Here is a 17,966-nt window from a genome sequence, read left to right on the forward strand (position 1 = left end):
CGGGGTGTGCCGCCGGGGTCCGGCGCTGCGGGCGCGCTCTGGCCTCAGAGAAGCCGCAGGCGCGCGCCCGCTTTGCCCTAGGTCAGCTGCCGCTGTTGTGGGACTGAGCCGCGTCGATGTTGTCCTGGCCAACATCCTCGACGAACTGGTCCCAGACCGGGCGCATCGCGTCCACCCATGCCTGACGCTGGTCGGCGTCGAGCTCGCGCACCTCGCCACCGGCGTCGATGATCGCCTGGCGGTTTTCCTGGTTCACGTTGTAGCTTTCGGCGTTCCGGGTCTGCGTCACTTCGCTGACGATGGTCATGAACTGATCGCGCACGTCAGGCTCCAGCGAATCCAGCCAGTCGCTCGATGTCACCAGAAGGTAGTCGATGATGCCGTGGTTGGTTTCGGTGATGCCGTCCTGCACCTCGAAGAACTTCTGGCCATAGATGTTGGACCAGGTATTTTCCTGCCCGTCGACAACGCCGGTCTGCAGCGCGCCGTAGACTTCGGAGAAGGCCATCGGCTGCGGCGAGGCGCCGAGTGCTTCCATCTGTGCCACCAGAACATCCGAGGTCTGCACGCGGAACTTCAGACCTTCGGCGTCTGACGGCTCGATCAGCGGGACGTTGGCCGAGAACTGCTTCATGCCGTTGTGCCAGAAGGCCAGGCCTTGCAGGCCACGGCGCTGCATGGAGTCGAGCATGTCCTGGCCGGCCTCTGAGGCCTGGAAGCTGTCCACGGCGTCGATGTTCTTGAACATGAAGGGCAGGTCGAAGATGCGGAAGACCTTGGTGAAGTTCTCGAATTTCGACAGCGAGGGCGCGGCCAGCTGGACATCGCCCTGCAGCATCGCCTCAAGCACCTGGTCATCGTTGTAGAGCGTGGAGTTGGGGAACACCTCCATGCACATCTTGCCGTCCATTTCCTCGTTGACGCGCTCTTGCAGCAGCGAGGCGGCGATGCCCTTGGGGTGCCGGTCGGTGTTGGTGACGTGGCTGAACTTGACGACAATTTCGCCATCGTCACAGGCGGCGCTTACGGCGCCGGCAGACACGGTCAATGCGAGTGCCGCGGTGGCGGCATACAGGAATTTCATGGTCTCTCCTCCCAAATTCGAGACTGGTTTCGATACCGTCACGGTATTGCGGGGCACAGAATGGCGATTAAGAGAAATGCAACAAGCTGATTCGGGGAAAGAACGACCGGATCAAGATTTTCCAATCGGTATCAACGCGTTGGTCGTCTCGAATCGCTATGGGAGGCAATGCATTCGAGATGTCTGTGCGGATTCTCGCACGCGCCTCGTCGCTGCTGTGCGGATTTCCGCACATTCACGGTCTACGGCGTTCAGGCCGCCTTGCCCGGCCAGCGCCGCGTCGCCACCAACACGCCGACCGCCACAAGACCCACGGCCAGCCAGTTGACGCCGGTTGCATTATCAGCGCCCAGCCCGACCATGGCCATGACGATAAGCCCGGCGCAGGTCATCAGGGCGCCCAGCATGGCGAGGATCGGGCCGGGGCGACCGATGGGTTTGGTGCGGCTTCCGGCCTCGAACCTAACGAAGATCAGGACGAGCGGCACCAGTACCACGGTGAAAAGCGCCAGCCACAGGGGGCGCATGGCCCACCACGCGCCGCTGCCCGGCGGCTCTTGCAAGCCGACGCCGCCAAGCAGCACGGCGACGCCCACGACGATGATCAGCGCCGTCATGTGCCACAGGTAGATCGACATGATCATCTGGTTGAAGAGGATGACCAAGGCCCAGGGACGCGTGCGTTGCAGCCACGCCTGTGCGATATCCGTAAACAGCAGGATCGCACCGATCTGCACCGCGCCGACGGCCAGCATCGCCGTGGTGGGCGGGCGGGTGTTGGACATTTCGGCGCCCGGCACGCTGACCATCGCGACGGGGTATCCGAATTGCACGATCAAAACGTAGAGGCCCGCGACGCCCAAGCCGATGAAGCCCAGCGCCCATGTCTTGGGTCGCGCGGCGCGGCGCCACCAGTAGCCAAGCTGGTGCACCGCAAGCCAGACGAAACCGTAGTTGGCCCAGCGCAGCCAGCCCTGGTCCAGCCCGAAGGCGATGGCGTCCACGGCGATGGCGCCAAGAGCCAGCAGAAGAACCGACAGGACACCGATGCGATCCCAGAGCGCGACGGTGACCGGCACGGCCATGGTGATGACGATGTAAACGGCCAGAAACCAGACCGGGACCAATGCGGCCTGCGAGGCGAAACCGATCAGCTCGGGCGAGACGCCCATGGCGCGAGCGACGACCCCGCCAGCGGCCCAGGCCAGAACCACGGGAACGGTGGGTTTCAAAAGGCGTGACAGGCGTGTGGCGGCCCAGGCGCGCTTCTTTTCCGGGTCTTTCCGGGCGGAGTCCCACGACAGGCTGTTGGAAAACCCGCCGACGAAGAAGAAGACCGGCATGACCTGGAAAAGCCATGTCGCGTAATGGGTCCACCTTTGTTCGGCCAGCAGTATGACCAGCGTCGCCTCGCCGTCGCGCATGACGGCGGCGACGAGGAGCCAATGACCGAGGATCACGAAACTGATCGCTATGGCCCGGTAAAGGTCGACGGCGCGGTTGCGGGTGTCGGGTGTGCGCTCGGCGGCCCAGCGGGCGGCGGCCATCAGGCCCTTGGGCATCTTGTCGGGGGGTGTCGCGGTGGTCATGGGGTCTGCCTGCTCTGCCGTCCTTCGTCCGCGGTCTGGCGCCGCGTGTCTTGTCGCAGAATCCTAAGGTTTTTGAGCTGTGCGCGGAATCACCGTTTGCCGATCTGAGCGCCAAGGCCCCGGTCTGTGGCACGGATGCCGCGTTAGCTATCGCCGCGTCGATAGTCCTCGGGCTTTATTCCGTAGCGGGCCAGCTTGTCGTAGAACGTCTTGCGCGGCAGCTTGAGCGCCTTCGCTGCCTCAGACGCACGGCCATTCTGACGGCCGAGCGCGGCGATCAGCAAAGAGCGTTCCACTTGCGCCATCTGTTCCGAGAGGCCCAGATCGGCGGCGCGGGTGACCTCGTCTGGCATACCGAGGACAAAGCGCATGGCGGCGCTCATAAGGGAGCGTGCGTTACCGGGCCAGTCCTGTGTCATCAGGCGGGCCAGATGATCCGGCGCGATATCCGGCGCGGCGATACCCGACTGTTCGGCGGCCTGTGCCACGTAATGCCGAAAAAGCACCGGAATGTCCTCGGGCCGTTCCGACAAGGCCGGGATGCGCACCAGCGCCACGTCAAGGCGGTAATAGAGTTCGGGATAGAAACGCCCGTCCTCGGCGGCCTTGGCGAGATCCGTCGTCGTGCCTGCTATCAGCCGGGTTTCGGCGCCTTCCTCGAGCCGGTCCAGAAGGGCGTGCTGCGCGTGCGGCGGCAGCGCCGTGATCTCTTCGATGAACAGGCTTCCGCCGCGGGCCGAGGCGAGGGCGTCGTCCAATGCCGACACGTCAAGCGCCGCCGCAGGGCGTTTGACATAAGGTCCGCGACCCGCGGGCGTCATCAGGTGCACCACCTCGGCCACCTTCGATATCCCCGCGCCGGGGGGCCCGATCACCAGCACGTCGGCCCCCATCGCCGCGACGCGCCGCACCCGTTCGCGCAGGTTTTCGGCCAGTTCGGAAGTGCCGAACAGCATTCGCGCCGCGGCATCCCCCGTCTCGAGCTGGCGTTTCAGCCGGCGGTTTTCCAGAACGAGCGAGCGGGTCTGCAAGGCCCGGGTCAGGACAGGCAGCAATCCATCGGGAGCACAGGGCTTTTCCAGGAAATCGAACGCGCCTTGCCCCATCGCGCGGACCGCCATGGGAATATCGCCTTCGCCGGTAAGCAGGATGACGGGCAGTTCTGCATCCGTCTTGCGGGTGTAGTCCAGAAGGTAGAACCCGTCGCGTCCCGGCATACGGATGTCCGACAGGATGACGCCCGGGAAATCGGGAGTGATATGGTCCTTGGCCTCGATGAACGAGCCGGCGACCCGCGCCGAAAGCCTGTTGAGTTCCAGTGTCTGGGCCAGGGCTTCGCGCACGGACGCATCGTCGTCGACGATCAATACCTCCGTCGTCATGCTGCGGCCTCGTCCTGCCAGGGATCCAGTTCGACACGGAAGATCGCACCGCCGTCCGAGGCGTTGCTGCCGCTGATACGGCCACCGAAGCTTTCGACCAGGCCGTAGGATATGGAAAGACCAAGACCGAGCCCGTCCTCGCCACCGACTTCCTTGGTGGTGTAGAACGGCTCGAAAATCTTGGCCGGATCAGAAATACCGGGCCCGGTGTCCCGCACCGTTACGGTCGGGCGGTTACCGGCAACAAGTGTCAGTTCGATGCGTTTCCCGGGCTGTCCGCTCATGGCGTCAATCGCGTTGTTGATCAGGTTCACGAACACCTGGCCCAGCCGCACTTCGCCCGCAAGCACATAGACCGGGAATTCGGGGCGCTGCCATTCAAGCGCAACGCCTTCGCGGGCAAGGCGCTGTTCGGTCAGTTCGACCGCGCTGTCGATGACGCCCACAAGGTCGACCTTGCCGGCAGGCTCGGCCTCGTTGCGGGCAAATGCGCGCAGATTTCGGATAATGCGTGCCGCACGTGCCGCAAGGTCGGAAATACGGCTGAGGTTGTGCCGAGCGGCGGGTGTCTTGCCGGCGTCGAGGAACGAGGCTCCATTGTCAGCAAATTGCTGAATCGCCATCAAAGGCTGGTTGAGTTCGTGGCTGATGCCCGCGGACATCTGCCCCAGCGCACCCAGCTTGCCGGCCTGCACCAGGTCCTCCTGGGCGCGGGTCAACGCGGCCTCGGCCTCCATCCGCTCGGCCACTTCACGGCGCAGGGCAGCGTTGGTGTGGGATAGTTCCGCCGTGCGGTCCGCCACGCGCGCCTCCAGTTGGGCATTGGAAATGGCGAGCGCGCGGCGGCGTTCGGCCAGAAGCAGGAGCACCGCTCCGAAGGCAAGACAGATCGCCGCGAAGAACGCCGATTGCAGGCTTGCCATGCGGGACACCGGCGCGACATTCATCAGCGCGTGTCCGGTCATTCCGATCACGGGCTTGGGGCTGGCAAGGTGTAAAGCGCGCTTCGGCAGGTATTCGCCGTGATCCAGCGTCCAGATATCCGGGGCCAGGCGCCTCGTTTCGCCAGCCGTTGCGTCGTCTTCGGGCGGGGCAAGCCCGGCCCCGTCGGGCCGAATGCGCCAGCCAAGGATCTCTGCACGATTGGAGAGAAAGACCCGACGATTCTGGTCGGTAAAAAAGACCACCGGCTGACCGCCGATCCAGCCCCACTCGATTTCAGCGATGTCGACCACGGCAATAAGGCTGCCACGAATCGAACCGTCCGCCGCGAAGGAAGGCGCGGCATAGGCGTAGACGCGTCGTCCGTCGGGTCCGAGCCTGCCGAAGAACGACCCCAGCGCCCCATGCATGGCACGGGTGAAATAGCTGCTGCCGGATGGGTCGAGCGCAACCTCGCCGGCCTCGGCCAGCACCGCGCCGGCGGCATCGGTGAAGATCAGCGCAGCGGCACCGCTTTTGTCGACGGCTTCCTGAAGCAGTTGCGTGGCCGCTGGAACGTCGGGAGAGTCCCCTGTCAGGTTTGCCAGTTCGGGATGATCCGACATGAGAACCGCCAGTTCCCGGAAACGGCGCATTTCGCCGGTAAAGCGATCGGCCGCGAGCGCGAGGTCGGCGCGCCCCTGCTTGGACAGCTGCGTCAGACCTTGGCTGTAGCCGTAGCGCCAGACTGTCGCCGCCGCCGCGACAACGGCGAGCAGGAAGAGGGTAATGACAATCCACCGGGCGCGAAGGAGCGACAACATGCGATGGTGATAGCAAGCCTATCCCCAGCTTGACCAGACAAAGCGTGAGGAATGGACAGGGTCAGTGACCGCCATCCGCGCGCGGCAGGTCGAAGAGTAGGCTCAGGCCGCGGGGCGCCTCTGTCGGGATAATCGCGATCTCGCCATGCAGACTGCGCACGACTTTCTGCGCGATGGCGAGACCGACGCCGGAACGGCCCGTCTCGCTTTTCGGGTGCAGGGTGGCGAGGGGCTTGAAGACAGCGGTCCAAAGAGCAGGTTCGATCCCGGGACCATCGTCGGTCACGACCACCTGAACACGGTCTTGCCACGGCGTAGCCGTGACCCGCAGCTTCCCGAAGTCGCGGTCGTGATGCACGGCGACGTTGCCGAGGACCGCCTCGAAGAGCCTTTTCAGGTCGTTCCTCGGGCCCGTCACACTCAGCCCGCCGCAATCAATGTCATGGCTTAGCGCAGGGTGCGCAGGCAGATCGTTGCACACTTCGGTGACCAGCCCTTCAAGAGCATGCATTGCGGGCGGATCGGCCAGGCGACCCACCCTGGACAGCCCAGTCAGGGCGGTCAGCGTGTCGTCCAGCCGACGCGCGTAGTCGCGCAACATGTCGAGGTTGTCCGCGGCGTCGGTCGACAATACAATCCGCTGCGCCGCGAGATCCTCGCCGATCCAGTCGGGAATCGTGCGCATGGCCCGGGCGAATGCTTTGAGGTCGTGCGTCAGGATGTACAGAAACTCCTCGGCCTCCCGTACCGGGTCCTGACTGTCGGAGGTGAACGAGTGTGACACGTATCTCCTCTCTTTCCTTGACTGTTCGCGCAACCGCAACATTCGCAGAGGCGGGTTTCCAACCAGTGAACACCTCTGCCGGATAAACGGATCAATCGTTTAAAATCCACGGTATCGGAAATTTCGCCGGTAACGGATTGGTAAGGTACACGTATCTAGCATCGGATCACGCATTCAGGATGTTTTCGTAAGAAAGGAAACGAAATGGCGTCTATTTCCCCCATCCCCGAGGAACCGATGGTCGCTCAGGCGCTTCCAGCCACCAGCCTACACGGCGGCCGGCGCGGCGATTGCTTTGACGTGCTTATCCTTGATGACGATCCGTTTGATCAGAAACGACTGGCGCGCACTTTGGACGCCACCGGGATGCCGGTGAATTCAGTCAGTGCCGCGACGATCGGCGAATTCGGCGCAGCCTTGGATTCGGGCAGTTTCGACGTGATCCTGATTGATTACATGCTGCCTGACAGTGACGGACTGGAGGCCCAGAAAATGGTGCAAAGCCATCCGACGAACTTTGCCGCCGCAGTGGTGATGATGTCGAACCGGATGCGCACCGACGTTGCGATCGAATCGATCAAGCAAGGGTCGCTGGATTGCCTGGACAAGGTCGAGTTGAACACCGACAAGCTGCGCGAACTCATGATGGCGTCGGTCAAGGTTCTGGCGGAAACCTCGCGGCACTGGCTCGGCGAGCTTCTGGCGCAGCAACGAACGCTGATCGCGCAGGATGTTGCCAAGCTGGTGCGTGACGAAATGGAATTCGGACGGTTGATCGACACGATCGACAAGCGCATTCTGGATATGCTGGCCGCCCGCGGGCTGACGCTGGCGGACCGCTGGGATGCCGAAGGTGTCATGGACCCGGACCCGCCCTTCGCATTTCGCTAGCGTCGGCCTAGGCAGACGCCCGTTGCCAAGCCGCCTTTGCTCGGCAAGACTGTCCCCGGTTAACCGAGACGGAGGACGATCATGGCTGCAAACGAACCGCCCGTGTGTGATTTCAATTGTCCCGCCCCTGATTTCCGGCTGCCGGCCACGGATGGGCGTATCTATACTTGGGACGATATCGCGGGCCCACGGGGCACGCTGATCATGTTCATCTGCAACCATTGCCCCTACGTTCTGGCCGTGCTGGACAGGATCGTGCGCGATGCAAAGGACTTGCAGGGGATTGGTATTGGGGTCGCCGCAATCTGTTCCAATGACGCCGACGCCTATCCGGACGACAGTTTCGAGAACATGATCAAGCTTGTCGAGAAGGCGGGCTTGCCGTTTCCCTATATGCATGACGAGGATCAGTCGGTGGCACGGGCCTATCACGCGGCCTGCACGCCGGATTTCTTCGGATTCGACGCGCGCGGCGGGCTGCAATACCGCGGTCGGCTGGACGCATCGCGAATGAAACCGGCGCCGGAGGACGCGCCGCGCGAGCTCTATGACGCGATGAAGCAGGTGGCGGAAACCGGCGAAGGCCCGCGCGACCAGGTCGCGTCGGTCGGGTGCTCGATCAAGTGGAAACCGGCAGCGTAAGGACCGGTCCTTTGCGGTACATGATGCAATTCCGAGATTAGAGCCGTTCAAGACGGGCCGATGACAACAAACCAGTTCCCGAAGAATTTCTCGGGAACTGGTTGCGATGAGTGTCGCCAATGCGGACTTTGCTTCCGTGCGGGTAGCAAGCCGTGCGATTGCCAGGCCGCGGGCTGGCGTCCTGCCGGATGTTCAAGGCGCTTTATGGCCGACATATTCGCGAGACCTCAGTTCGAAACGCCAACGTCACCCAATCGCCAGCCCGTTCGGGCGGTCTGGCGATCGCGCGGCGGCCTGCGGCCTTGAGTCCGCGCGGCACAAGATCAGCGACAGCACTAAGGGCTCGAAGCGGTCATTGCGCTTTGATCTCGCAACGCGTTGTCGCGTGCATCAGTTACTGCAAAGGGCTGGGCATAAGGGACGGCGCTTGCGCTGCGCGCAACATTCGCACATATTCCTATAAGAGAATTCTTGGGAGGAACACCATGCGAATGACCCGACGCCACCTGATGGCGACCGGTGCGGCCCTGCCCCTTGCCGCGGCGTTGCCGCGCTGGAGCCTGGCGGAAATATCCATTGGCGATGCGACGGTCACGACCGTCAGCGACGGCAACCTCGTTTTGCCGGGCGATTTCATCTTCGAGCCGATGCCGCAAGATGAACTGATGCCGATCCTCGAGGCCACCGGCCAGAGCCGCGACGAGTTGCGCCCCGAATGCAACCTGACGCTTTACCGCGATGGCACCAACACCGTGCTGTTCGATGCCGGTGCCGGGTCGAATTTCATGCCCAGTGCAGGCGAGTTGCCGGCGAGCCTGGAGGCCGCGGGGCTGTCGCCCGAAGACATCACCCACGTCGTCTTCACCCACGCGCATCCCGACCATATCTGGGGCGTTCTGGACGATTTCGGTGATCCGTTGTTCACGGAAGCGGTGCACATGATGGGCCGCACCGAGTGGGATTACTGGTGGGATCCCGAGACGGTGAAAACCATCGGCAAGGCGCGCGCCGCGTTCGCCGTGGGCGCCAAGAACCGGATGGAAGCGATTGAGGATGTCGTTGAGTTCTTTGATGATGGTGAGGAAGTGCTGCCGGGCATCGCCGCGGTCTCGACCCCGGGCCACACGCCCGGACACATGAGCTTCGAACTGCGTGGCGGAAGCGAGGCCGCGATGGTAATCGGCGACGCGATCGGCAATCACCACGTGGCCTTTGCCCGGCCCGCGTGGCCCAGCGGATCGGATCAGGACGCGGACTTGGCGGTGGCCACGCGCAAGACCCTGTTCGACCGCCTGACCGCCGAGGACATGACCCTGATCGGGTTCCACCTTCCGGGGGGCGGCGTGGGCCGGGCCGAGGCGTCAGAGACCGGATACCGGTTTGTCGGGAAGGATGCGTGATGCGTACGCTTGCCGCTTGTCTTGTCGCCCTGTGCACAGCCCCCGCGCTGGCCGATGAGAATATCCCCGACCAGTATCCCGGTTCTCCGCTTTATTCCAAGCCGGTCGAGGTGATCCCGCATGTCTGGTCGGCCATCGGCGCGACCGCGCCGCCGACCTATGAAAACACCGGGCATAACAACAACCTGAGTTTCATCGTCACCGGCGAGGGCGTTGTCGTGGTGAATGGCGGGGCAGCGTATGTCCTGGCCGAGGCTCTGCACGACGAAATCACGCGCATCACCGATCAGCCGGTGAAGCTGGTGATCAACGAGAACGGCCAGGGTCACGCGATGCTGGGCAATGCGTACTGGGCCGAACAGGGCGTGCCGATCCTGGCGCATGTGGATGCCGCCGAGGAGTTCGAGGAATACGGCGCGCAGATCCTTCGGCGGATGGAGGAATACAACCGGGACAAGGCCGAGGGTACGGTTCTGGCCGGACCGACGGAAACCTTCGAGGATGAGAAGATCATCGAGATGGGCGATTTCCGGATCGAGGTGCTGCATCTCGGCCCCGCGCACAGCCCCGGCGACATCTCGGTCTGGTTGCCCGAGCAGAGCCTGGTGATCGCGGGCGACATGGCGTTTCACGAGCGGATGTTGCCGATCTTCGAGGATACGATCACGAAGGACTGGCTGGAAACGTGGGAGACCGCGTTCGAGCCGCTGGAGGCGACGTATGTGATCCCCGGCCACGGGCACCCGACCAACATGGCGCAGGTGCGGCGATACACGCGTGACTACCTGGTTTACCTGCGGGAACAGGTGGGCGCCCATCTGGAGGAAGGCGGCAGCCTGGCCGATGCCTATTACGTCGACCAGACGCCATACAAGCATCTGCATACATTTGAAGAACTGGCCACCAAGAATGCGGGCCGGGTCTTTGAGCAGATGGAGTTCGAGTAGGGCTTACTCGGCGGGAACTGCGACACCGCGCGGTGCCAGCACGCCGCGGGCCGCGACCGCGCCCAACACGATGAACCCGAGCGCCAGCAAGGCGGCGATGCTGAGGTTCGCGCCGCCGCTGAGGCCTGCGCCGATGGTGCAGCCACCGGCCAGCACGCCGCCGAAGCCCATCAACACCGCACCGGCGCTGTAGCGCAGGGTTTGCACAGGGGACTCGAAGCTGTGCAGGGCAAGTTCGCCGCGCGCGGCGGCGCTGAGGAAGCTGCCGACGATGACGCCGCCGATCACACCGACACCGAAGCCTGCGGGCACGGCGGTGGACGCGATGGCGTAGAACAGAGTGTCAGTCCACGGCAGGGTGAAGGCCATCGACTGGACGGGCAACGGATCGAAATCGTCCATCAGCAGAACGGACGTTCCGGCCCAGCCGGCCACGACCACGAGGCCGATCACCGCGCCCATGACAAGGTGCAGGGCGCGCGCGCCGGAGCGGTGTGCTAGCAGCACGGCGACGGCCAGCAGCGCCAGCGCCACCGCCGGGGCAACACCCGGAATGGTCGCGAGGCTGCCGATGCCGAAATCGTACTGGACCGCGCCGAGCGATGTGCGGACCGGCGCAAGCACACCTTTCAGAGTTGCGTGGGCGACGATGGCAAAGAGCGCGATGACGCTGACCGCGCGCAGATTGCCGGTGCCGGCCAGCACCGTCAGGCGGGACATGCAGCCGCGCGTCAGGACCATTCCAATGCCAAAGGCGAGACCACCGAGGGCGATCGCGGCGACCGGCACGCTGCTGGACAGGTAGCGGTGGTCGCCAAGCTCGATGAAGCCCATGCCACCGGCCAGGGCGATCCCGACGATGGCCACGGCCAACGCGACCAGCCAGACCGAAAGCGCGGAACGATCCACACCGTTTTCGCCCGCCACGGCACGCCGCAGGCAGAAGCGCGAGATCTGGGCGGCAATGCCGAAAGCAAGGCCCAGAAGTGCGCCCAGCAGCAGGTGCAGAGTTTGCGCGGGCAGTTCGAACGGCAGGGATTCAAGCAGCATGGGTCATGTCCTGATTCAAATGATCCGCTCTTATCTGGTGCGTTTTCGCGCGAGTCAAAGCCCAGCGGAAAGAGCGTTGTTCCGCTTTCCGCAGCGAAGGCGGAACAACGTTCCGGAACGCGGAAAACGTTACAACGCCGGACCATCAGGAGACGGTCCGGCGAAACGGGTTTTCCTATTTTTCGCGTTGGCGGGAAATTTTTCCGATTACTGCGCCGCGATGGGCAGCCGGGCAAGCTGGCACTGCGCCCAAAGCTCTTCAAGGGCGGAGATCAGCCGGTCGACATCCTCGGCGGAGTGCACTGGCGACGGCGTGATGCGCAGCCGTTCGGTGCCCTTGGGCACGGTCGGATAGTTGATCGGCTGGATGTAGATGCCGTGGTCGCGCATCAGCACGTCCGAGATGTATTTGCACTTTACCGGGTCGCCGACCATCACCGGGATGATGTGGCTGGGGTTCTCGATATGCGGCAGGCCGATGGCGTCAAGCCGGGCGCGCACCTCGGCGACGCGGGCCTGTTGCTGGTTGCGTTCCTCGCTGCTGTGCTTGAGGTGGCGCACGGCGGCGGCGGCACCGGCGGCGACACAGGGCGGCAGGGCCGTGGTGAAGATGAAGCCCGAGGCGAAGGAGCGGACGAAATCGCAAAGCTCTGTCGAGGCGGCGATATAGCCGCCCATCACGCCGAACGCCTTGCCCAGCGTACCCTCGATCACGGTCAGGCGGTGCATCAGCCCCTCACGCTCGGCAATGCCGCCGCCGCGCGGACCGTAGAGGCCCACGGCGTGCACTTCGTCGAGATAGGTCATGGCGCCGTACTTGTCGGCCAGATCGCAGATCTCCTTGATGGGGGCGATGTCGCCGTCCATCGAATAGACGCTCTCGAACGCAATCATCTTGGGGGCGTTGGCGGGCAGGGCCGCCAGCTTGGCCTCGAGATCGGCGAGGTCGTTGTGTTTCCAGATCACCTTTTGCGCACGGGAATGGCGGATGCCTTCGATCATCGAGGCATGGTTGAGCGCATCGGACAGCACCACCAGCCCCGGAATGCGCGACGCCAGTGTGCCCAGCGCGGCCCAGTTCGACACGTAGCCGGAGGTGAAGAGCAGCGCACTGTCCTTGCCGTGCAGGTCGGCTAGTTCGGCCTCGAGCTGCACATGGGCGTGGGTGGTGCCGGAAATGTTGCGCGTGCCCCCTGCCCCGGCGCCGGTGGTGTCGAGGGCATCGTGCATGGCATCGAGCACGACCGGGTGCTGGCCCATGCCGAGGTAGTCGTTCGAACACCAGACCGTCACGTTCTCGGGGCCGTTATAGCAATTCGCCTGCGGAAACTGGCCGCGCCGCCGCTCGAGTTCGGCAAATTCGCGATAGTTGCCTTCCGCCCGCAACCCATCGAGTTCGGAGCGGAAAAATTCCTGGTAGTTCATCAGTTTTCTGTCGCCTCTTTCACGATCTCGGCCAGCAGCGCCTCGACCTTTTCCATCGGACCGTCGGGGTAGTCGCGGTAGCCGATCGTCACGGCGCCTTCCGCATTCTCGGCCACGAAAATGCCATAGGGGCAGTGCGCGATGTTCATCGGGTCGGCCTCCATCACTTCGCGCGACACCACGGCGGAGCAGAAGATGAAGATATCCGCCTCCTTGAACAGCATCACGTCGCTGCCCACGTCCTCACCCGTGCGGTTGAGCATTTCGCCCACATGGCTGACATAGTCGATCACGAGCCCCTGCCCCACGATTGCGGTTTCAACCGCAAATGCCGCGTCGTCGAACGAGCCTTCGTAAGGCACGGTGATAGGGCCTTCGGCATGGGCCGCGGTAGCCAAGCCAAGTGCGGCCGCAAGAATCACGGGTTTCATGGTCAGTCCTCCTCGCTGTCGTATGTTTTTCGCATGAGGGACCGCCCCGGTCTTTGCTCCAGATCAAAGCCGGGGCGGAGAAGCGCCTAGCCGAACATGTCGGTCGTGATGCCGGTGTACCAGCCTTCGGATTCTTCGTAGGTTGCCTTGCGCAGGGCGGAATCCTCGCCGGTTTCGCTGATGAAGCCGTCGACCTTGGCGATTTTCTCTTCGGTCGCTTCGTAGGTCGCACCCACTTTGACGCCGTCATCGGTGGCGATGAGCGACCAGCAGGTGTTCGAGAACTTGGCCGGGAACACCTTGGACCCCGTGAGCGCACCGCGCACGGCATTGGCGCAGACCTTGGCCTGGCTGTTGGCGGCAAAGCCCGATTTCGGCATGTCGCCCTGTGCCGCCGCGTCGCCCAGAACATAGACATCCGCGTCGGCCTTGGTGGACATGTCGGCGGCATTCACAGGCGCCCAGTTACCGTCGGTCACGCCCGCCATGTCGGCGATGCGGCCCGCTTTTTGCGCGGGGATGACGTTGCAGACGTCGACGCTGGTTTCCTCGCCGTCGATGGTGACGGTCATGTTCGCCGTGTCGACCGAGACGTTGCCGCCGCCGAACTCTTCGCCGATCCAGTCGACCATGCCCGGGTAATGCTTGTTCCAACCTTCCTGGAACAGCGCCATCTTGGAGAATTTCGGCTTGGGGTCGGCCACGATGATCTTCGCGGTCGGGTTATTTTCCTTCATGAAATGTGCGACCATCGAGATCCGCTCGTACGGCCCCGGGGGGCAACGATAGGGGTTCGGGGGGGCCACCATGGCGAATGTGCCGCCCTCGGGCATCGCCTCCAATTGGGCGCGCAGCAGTTCGGATTGCGACCCGGCCTTGTAGGCGTGGGGCATGGCGTTCTGGGCCTCGACGCTCCAGCCTTCGACGGCGCCATCGACGAAATCGATGCCGGGGCTGAGGATCAGCTTGTCATAGGGCAACGTGGAGCCACCGGCGAGCGTCACACTCTTGGCGTCGCGGTCGACATCGACAGCCCAGTCGTGGATTACGTTCACGCCGGTCGAGGCGATGGTGCCGTAGGTGTGGCCGATGTCGCTGAACTCCTTGAAACCACCAAGGTAGAGGTTGGAGAAGAAGCAGGTGAAATAGGTCCGTGTGGGCTCCACGAGCGTCACGTCGATGGCGCCGTCGCTGTCCTTGGCGATATAGCGGGCCGCCGTGGCCCCGCCTGCCCCGCCGCCGATCACGACCACACGCGGTTTACCCGCGCCTTGCGCCAGCACGTTCGGTGCCGCGAGCGTGGTCGCTGCGGCGGCTGTCGTTCCAAGGAACGTCCGTCTGTTAAGTGTCATTTTTTGTCCTCCCTAGGGTAATTTATTTTTATTCTGTGGTCATTTGGCCGAAATAGGCGGCCAGTGCGGCGATCTCCTCATCGCCCAACCGCCCGGCGACCATTTGCATCACCGGATGTTTGCGTTGCTTGTTCTTGTAGGCGTGCATGGCCACCACGAAATCCTCCTCCGGCCAGAGCACGATAGACGGAATGCCGTCATTGGCGCCACCCACCTGATGGCACGACACACATTCCCCGCTGAGATATTCGCCATATTCCGGGTCGCCCACAAGTGCGAGGATTTCCGGGTCGAGGTCATGGTCCATGCCCTGGATGGTCGGGTCCGCCTCGGGGATGTCGCGGGGATTGTCGGAAAAGCGCCGCAGATAGGCGATGAGGTCCAGACGCTCTTGCGGGTCCTCCAACCCGTCAAAACTCATCCGGGTGCCCGAGGCGATCGCGGTGGGATTTTCGAGGAAGATGTCCAGTGTTTCGGCGTGCCATTCCAGCCCGCCGGTGCCAGCGCGCTGGAAGCTTTCGGAATAGCGAAACCCCTCTTGCGTAGCGGCTTGCCGACCGAAAAGGCCGTTGAGATGCGGACCGATGCCATGCTCGGCGCCCTTGCCCACCTCGTGGCAGCCGGAGCAATAATCGAACACTTCCTTGCCGGCCTCCGGGTCGCCCTCTTCAGCCGCCGCAGAGGTGGCGCAGGCCAGAAGGCCTGCCGCTAGGGCGAAGGGGAGAGTGCGCAGTCCGACCGTCATGCGGTCAGTCCCCGAAGCTTTGCAGATAGGCGATGATCGCGTCGATATCCTCGTCTTTCTTGAGACCGGCAAAGCTCATCTTGGTGCCTTTCATGTAGCTTTTCGGCGCGGCAAGGAATTCGGCCATGGCGGCCTCATCCCACACGCGGCCTGCTTCTGCGGCTTCCTGGAACACGCTGGAGTACTTGAAGTCGTCGTGGCCGCCGATGGTCGCGCCCATGACGCCGTTCAGCACCGGGCCGACCCGGTTCTTGGCAGCCTCGCCGACCATGTGGCAAGCCTTGCACTTACGGAAGACCTTTTCACCCGCTGCGACCAACTCGGGATCGGGGCCGGCGCCCTCGTCGGCATCTGTCGTGGTCGTCTCGACGGGTTCGGGGTCTGCGGCGGCCATCTTGACCTCCTCCGCCGCTTCTTCGGCGGCGGGTTCGGCGGCGGCTTCTTCCTCGGCGCCCTCTTCCTCGGGCGTCACGTCGACGACGGAGGCCCGCATGGTGATCTCGACGCTGTCCTTGCAGCCTTCCATGCAGGGCTCGGTACGCCAGATGGTGTATTCGTTTTCGGGGCGGTCATCGACGATGAAGCCGTCGGCGTTGGGCATCTCGAATTCGGCAAAGTTCTCGTGGCTGAGCTCGAAATCATCTTCCACCAGGTAGTTGGAATAAAGGATGTAGGCGGTGATCGCGTAGACCTCATCGGGGCTCAGCGACTGCGCGTTGCCGAAGGGCATGGAGCGGTGCACGTAGTCCCAGACGGTCGACAGGTACGGCCAGTAGGAGCCGACGGTTTTCACCGGGTCCTTGTCGTCGAGCGTGTCGAAGCCGCCCGCCAGTACCGGCCAGTTGCCCACACCCTCGGCGAAGTCGCCGTGGCAGACGGCGCAGGCTTCGGCGAAGACCTCTTCGCCTGTGGCCACGTCGCCGCGCCCTTCGGGCAGGCCGATGCCACCGGGGCGAACGTCGACATCCCAAGCGGCGATTTCCTCGGGCAGCGCTTCGCGGCCCAGGCCGAAGCCACCTTCGGGTGTTTCGGTTGCGGCGGCTTGGGTTTCATCCGTGGCACTGTCGGCCGCATCGGTCGAGGCGGCACTGGCCTGTGACACCAGCGCGGGGGCAATCGAGGGGATGTCCACGACGAACTGGTCAGCCAGCACGTAAGCCATTGTCAGAACGCCCGCGGCGCCACCGGCGGCGGGTGCGAATATCTTAAGAAACTTCGACATTTTCGGCCTCCCCGTTGGCTTTGACGTGCCAGGTCTGAATGCAGTTGTTGTGGTAGATCGAGTTTTCGCCGCGCACCTCGCGCAGCTGCGCCTTGGTCGGCTGGACATAGCCCGTCTCGTCCATCGCGCGGGCCTGGAGCAGCATCTCCTCGCCGTCCCAGGTGGTGTCGAGGTAGAAGCGGGTCAGCGCCTTGGCATCACCCTGCGTGCCGAGGCGGGCGGTTTCCCACGTCACGCCGCCATCGCGGGAGACATCGACACGGGTGATCTTGCCGTGGCCGGACCAGGCGAGGCCGGAGATGACCAGCGGACCGGGTCCGTGGCTGATGGGCGATTGCGGGCTGGGGGAGGTGATGACCGATTTGGCATCCATCACCCAGGTCCATTTGCGGGCCGTGCCGTCGGCCAGTACGTCGGTGTATTTCGACGTCTCCTCGCGGCTTTCCACGGGGCCGTCCATAACCTCGATCCGGCGCAGCCATTTGACCCACATGTTGCCTTCCCAGCCGGGCACAACAAGGCGGACGGGGTAGCCGTGCTCCTTGCGCAGCGCCTCGCCATTGGCCTTGAAGGCGACAAGGCAGTCGTCCAGCGCCTTTTCCATCGGGATCGAGCGACCGTTTGAGGACGCGTCGGCGCCTTCGACATAGACCCACTTGTCCTTGAGATCGCCTGCGGCATCCAGCCCCGCCTCTTCAAGCAAGGTGCGCAGGGTGACGCCGGAATATTCCATGTTGTGGATCATGCCGTGGGTGAACTGCACGCCGTTCAGCTGTGCGCCCGCCCATTCCATTCCGGTATTGGCCGCGCATTCGCAGAAATAGACGTGGTTTTCGCGCGGGAAGCGTTCGAGGTCGGCGTAGTGGAAGACCAGCGGCTTATCCACCAGACCGTTGATCATCAGACGGTAATCTTCCTTGGCGAGTTCGATGGCGCCGGAGTGGTGCCGCTCGAACGCACAGCCTTGCGGGGTGATCGTGCCGTCCAGCGCATGGATCGGCGTGAAGTTGATCGAGCTGATCGGGTCGGCGGTCAGCCACGGCACGTTGCGGCGTACCACGTCATCCTCGAACCGGATCGGCAGGCCATAGGGGGTCTCATCCACGCCCTCGCCCGTGATCGCGGCCCAATCCTGAACCTCGGTGATCAACGGGTCGGGATCTTGTGCCGAGGCCGCGCCGGCCACCGAGCCTGCGACCGCTGCCGCGCTGCCACGCAGGAAGGCGCGGCGGGACGGTGATTTGAAAAGATCATTCATGGCTGAACGCTCCCTTGAT

Annotated in this window: 16 protein-coding genes; 4 read left to right on the forward strand and 12 right to left on the reverse strand. The window is 63.7% G+C overall.

What is annotated here, in order from left to right; translation table 11 throughout:
* Positions 1-82: 82 nt before the first annotated feature.
* The 5 genes from FIU86_RS16000 to FIU86_RS16020 all read right to left on the reverse strand — a co-directional run bounded on the left by FIU86_RS16000 (position 83) and on the right by FIU86_RS16020 (position 6,584).
* Positions 83-1,084 carry a DctP family TRAP transporter solute-binding subunit gene (locus FIU86_RS16000; RefSeq protein WP_152475995.1) on the reverse strand — a complete coding sequence of 334 codons (1,002 nt, stop codon included), beginning with the start codon at positions 1,082-1,084 and terminating at the stop codon, positions 83-85.
* 251 nt (positions 1,085-1,335) lie between these two features.
* The gene (locus FIU86_RS16005; RefSeq protein ID WP_152475996.1) at positions 1,336-2,673 is read right to left on the reverse strand and encodes an acyltransferase; all 1,338 of its coding nucleotides are present in this window, start codon (positions 2,671-2,673) and stop codon (positions 1,336-1,338) included.
* 143 nt (positions 2,674-2,816) lie between these two features.
* Complete coding sequence (locus FIU86_RS16010; protein ID WP_152475997.1) at positions 2,817-4,055, reverse strand: sigma-54 dependent transcriptional regulator; 1,239 nt, start codon at positions 4,053-4,055, stop codon at positions 2,817-2,819.
* Positions 4,052-5,800 (reverse strand): ATP-binding protein, encoded by a 1,749-nt coding sequence (locus FIU86_RS16015; RefSeq protein ID WP_152475998.1) that lies wholly within the window; start codon positions 5,798-5,800, stop codon positions 4,052-4,054. The genes FIU86_RS16010 and FIU86_RS16015 overlap by 4 nt, the downstream gene beginning before the upstream one ends.
* 61 nt (positions 5,801-5,861) lie before the next feature.
* Positions 5,862-6,584, reverse strand: a complete 723-nt coding sequence (locus FIU86_RS16020) for an ATP-binding protein (RefSeq protein WP_172977529.1) — start codon at positions 6,582-6,584, stop codon at positions 5,862-5,864.
* 204 nt (positions 6,585-6,788) lie between these two features.
* Between FIU86_RS16020 and FIU86_RS16025 the strand changes: the two genes are divergently transcribed.
* From FIU86_RS16025 to FIU86_RS16040, 4 genes are all read left to right on the forward strand, one after another.
* Positions 6,789-7,475: a response regulator gene (locus FIU86_RS16025; protein ID WP_152476000.1), complete on the forward strand. Its 687-nt coding sequence runs from the start codon at positions 6,789-6,791 to the stop codon at positions 7,473-7,475.
* 81 nt (positions 7,476-7,556) lie between these two features.
* Positions 7,557-8,117, forward strand: a complete 561-nt coding sequence (locus FIU86_RS16030) for a thioredoxin family protein (RefSeq protein ID WP_152476001.1) — start codon at positions 7,557-7,559, stop codon at positions 8,115-8,117.
* 485 nt (positions 8,118-8,602) lie between these two features.
* Positions 8,603-9,517: an MBL fold metallo-hydrolase gene (locus FIU86_RS16035; protein ID WP_152476002.1), complete on the forward strand. Its 915-nt coding sequence runs from the start codon at positions 8,603-8,605 to the stop codon at positions 9,515-9,517.
* Positions 9,517-10,464, forward strand: coding sequence for an MBL fold metallo-hydrolase (locus tag FIU86_RS16040; RefSeq protein WP_152476003.1), 948 nt, complete (start codon positions 9,517-9,519; stop codon positions 10,462-10,464). Before FIU86_RS16035 ends, FIU86_RS16040 begins: the two co-directional genes overlap by 1 nt.
* A 3-nt stretch (positions 10,465-10,467) precedes the next feature.
* Here the strand turns inward: FIU86_RS16040 and FIU86_RS16045 are convergent, their stop codons facing one another.
* From FIU86_RS16045 to soxC, 7 genes are all read right to left on the reverse strand, one after another.
* Entirely contained in the window at positions 10,468-11,514 is a 1,047-nt protein-coding gene (locus FIU86_RS16045) for a YeeE/YedE family protein (RefSeq protein WP_152476004.1), read from the reverse strand.
* 207 nt (positions 11,515-11,721) lie between these two features.
* Positions 11,722-12,939, reverse strand: coding sequence for a 5-aminolevulinate synthase (hemA, locus tag FIU86_RS16050; RefSeq protein WP_152476005.1), 1,218 nt, complete (start codon positions 12,937-12,939; stop codon positions 11,722-11,724).
* Positions 12,939-13,370: a DUF302 domain-containing protein gene (locus tag FIU86_RS16055; RefSeq protein ID WP_152476006.1), complete on the reverse strand. Its 432-nt coding sequence runs from the start codon at positions 13,368-13,370 to the stop codon at positions 12,939-12,941. Before FIU86_RS16055 ends, hemA begins: the two co-directional genes overlap by 1 nt.
* Before the next feature lie 86 nt (positions 13,371-13,456).
* Positions 13,457-14,722, reverse strand: coding sequence for an NAD(P)/FAD-dependent oxidoreductase (locus FIU86_RS16060; protein WP_152476007.1), 1,266 nt, complete (start codon positions 14,720-14,722; stop codon positions 13,457-13,459).
* A 28-nt stretch (positions 14,723-14,750) separates the two neighbouring features.
* On the reverse strand, positions 14,751-15,467 hold the full coding sequence (locus FIU86_RS16065) for a c-type cytochrome (protein ID WP_152476008.1): 717 nt from the start codon (positions 15,465-15,467) through the stop codon (positions 14,751-14,753).
* A gap of 4 nt (positions 15,468-15,471) precedes the next feature.
* Positions 15,472-16,689 (reverse strand): c-type cytochrome, encoded by a 1,218-nt coding sequence (locus FIU86_RS16070; RefSeq protein ID WP_152476009.1) that lies wholly within the window; start codon positions 16,687-16,689, stop codon positions 15,472-15,474.
* Positions 16,673-17,947, reverse strand: a complete 1,275-nt coding sequence (gene soxC / locus FIU86_RS16075) for a sulfite dehydrogenase (protein ID WP_152476010.1) — start codon at positions 17,945-17,947, stop codon at positions 16,673-16,675. The genes FIU86_RS16070 and soxC overlap by 17 nt, the downstream gene beginning before the upstream one ends.
* Positions 17,948-17,966: the final 19 nt, after the last annotated feature.

The sequence above is a fragment of the Roseovarius sp. THAF9 genome (genome assembly GCF_009363715.1).
Lineage (GTDB): Bacteria > Pseudomonadota > Alphaproteobacteria > Rhodobacterales > Rhodobacteraceae > Roseovarius.

Excerpts from the sequence above, each read along its gene's own strand:
- FIU86_RS16000 (WP_152475995.1), bottom strand. The coding sequence starts at position 1,084 with ATGAAATTCCTGTATGCCGCCACCGCGGCACTCGCATTGACCGTGTCT.
- FIU86_RS16005 (WP_152475996.1), bottom strand. The coding sequence starts at position 2,673 with ATGACCACCGCGACACCCCCCGACAAGATGCCCAAGGGCCTGATGGCC.
- FIU86_RS16010 (WP_152475997.1), bottom strand. The coding sequence starts at position 4,055 with ATGACGACGGAGGTATTGATCGTCGACGACGATGCGTCCGTGCGCGAA.
- FIU86_RS16015 (WP_152475998.1), bottom strand. The coding sequence starts at position 5,800 with ATGTTGTCGCTCCTTCGCGCCCGGTGGATTGTCATTACCCTCTTCCTG.
- FIU86_RS16025 (WP_152476000.1), top strand. The coding sequence starts at position 6,789 with ATGGCGTCTATTTCCCCCATCCCCGAGGAACCGATGGTCGCTCAGGCG.
- FIU86_RS16030 (WP_152476001.1), top strand. The coding sequence starts at position 7,557 with ATGGCTGCAAACGAACCGCCCGTGTGTGATTTCAATTGTCCCGCCCCT.
- FIU86_RS16035 (WP_152476002.1), top strand. The coding sequence starts at position 8,603 with ATGCGAATGACCCGACGCCACCTGATGGCGACCGGTGCGGCCCTGCCC.
- FIU86_RS16040 (WP_152476003.1), top strand. The coding sequence starts at position 9,517 with ATGCGTACGCTTGCCGCTTGTCTTGTCGCCCTGTGCACAGCCCCCGCG.
- FIU86_RS16045 (WP_152476004.1), bottom strand. The coding sequence starts at position 11,514 with ATGCTGCTTGAATCCCTGCCGTTCGAACTGCCCGCGCAAACTCTGCAC.
- hemA (WP_152476005.1), bottom strand. The coding sequence starts at position 12,939 with ATGAACTACCAGGAATTTTTCCGCTCCGAACTCGATGGGTTGCGGGCG.
- FIU86_RS16055 (WP_152476006.1), bottom strand. The coding sequence starts at position 13,370 with ATGAAACCCGTGATTCTTGCGGCCGCACTTGGCTTGGCTACCGCGGCC.
- FIU86_RS16060 (WP_152476007.1), bottom strand. The coding sequence starts at position 14,722 with ATGACACTTAACAGACGGACGTTCCTTGGAACGACAGCCGCCGCAGCG.
- FIU86_RS16065 (WP_152476008.1), bottom strand. The coding sequence starts at position 15,467 with ATGACGGTCGGACTGCGCACTCTCCCCTTCGCCCTAGCGGCAGGCCTT.
- FIU86_RS16070 (WP_152476009.1), bottom strand. The coding sequence starts at position 16,689 with ATGTCGAAGTTTCTTAAGATATTCGCACCCGCCGCCGGTGGCGCCGCG.
- soxC (WP_152476010.1), bottom strand. The coding sequence starts at position 17,947 with ATGAATGATCTTTTCAAATCACCGTCCCGCCGCGCCTTCCTGCGTGGC.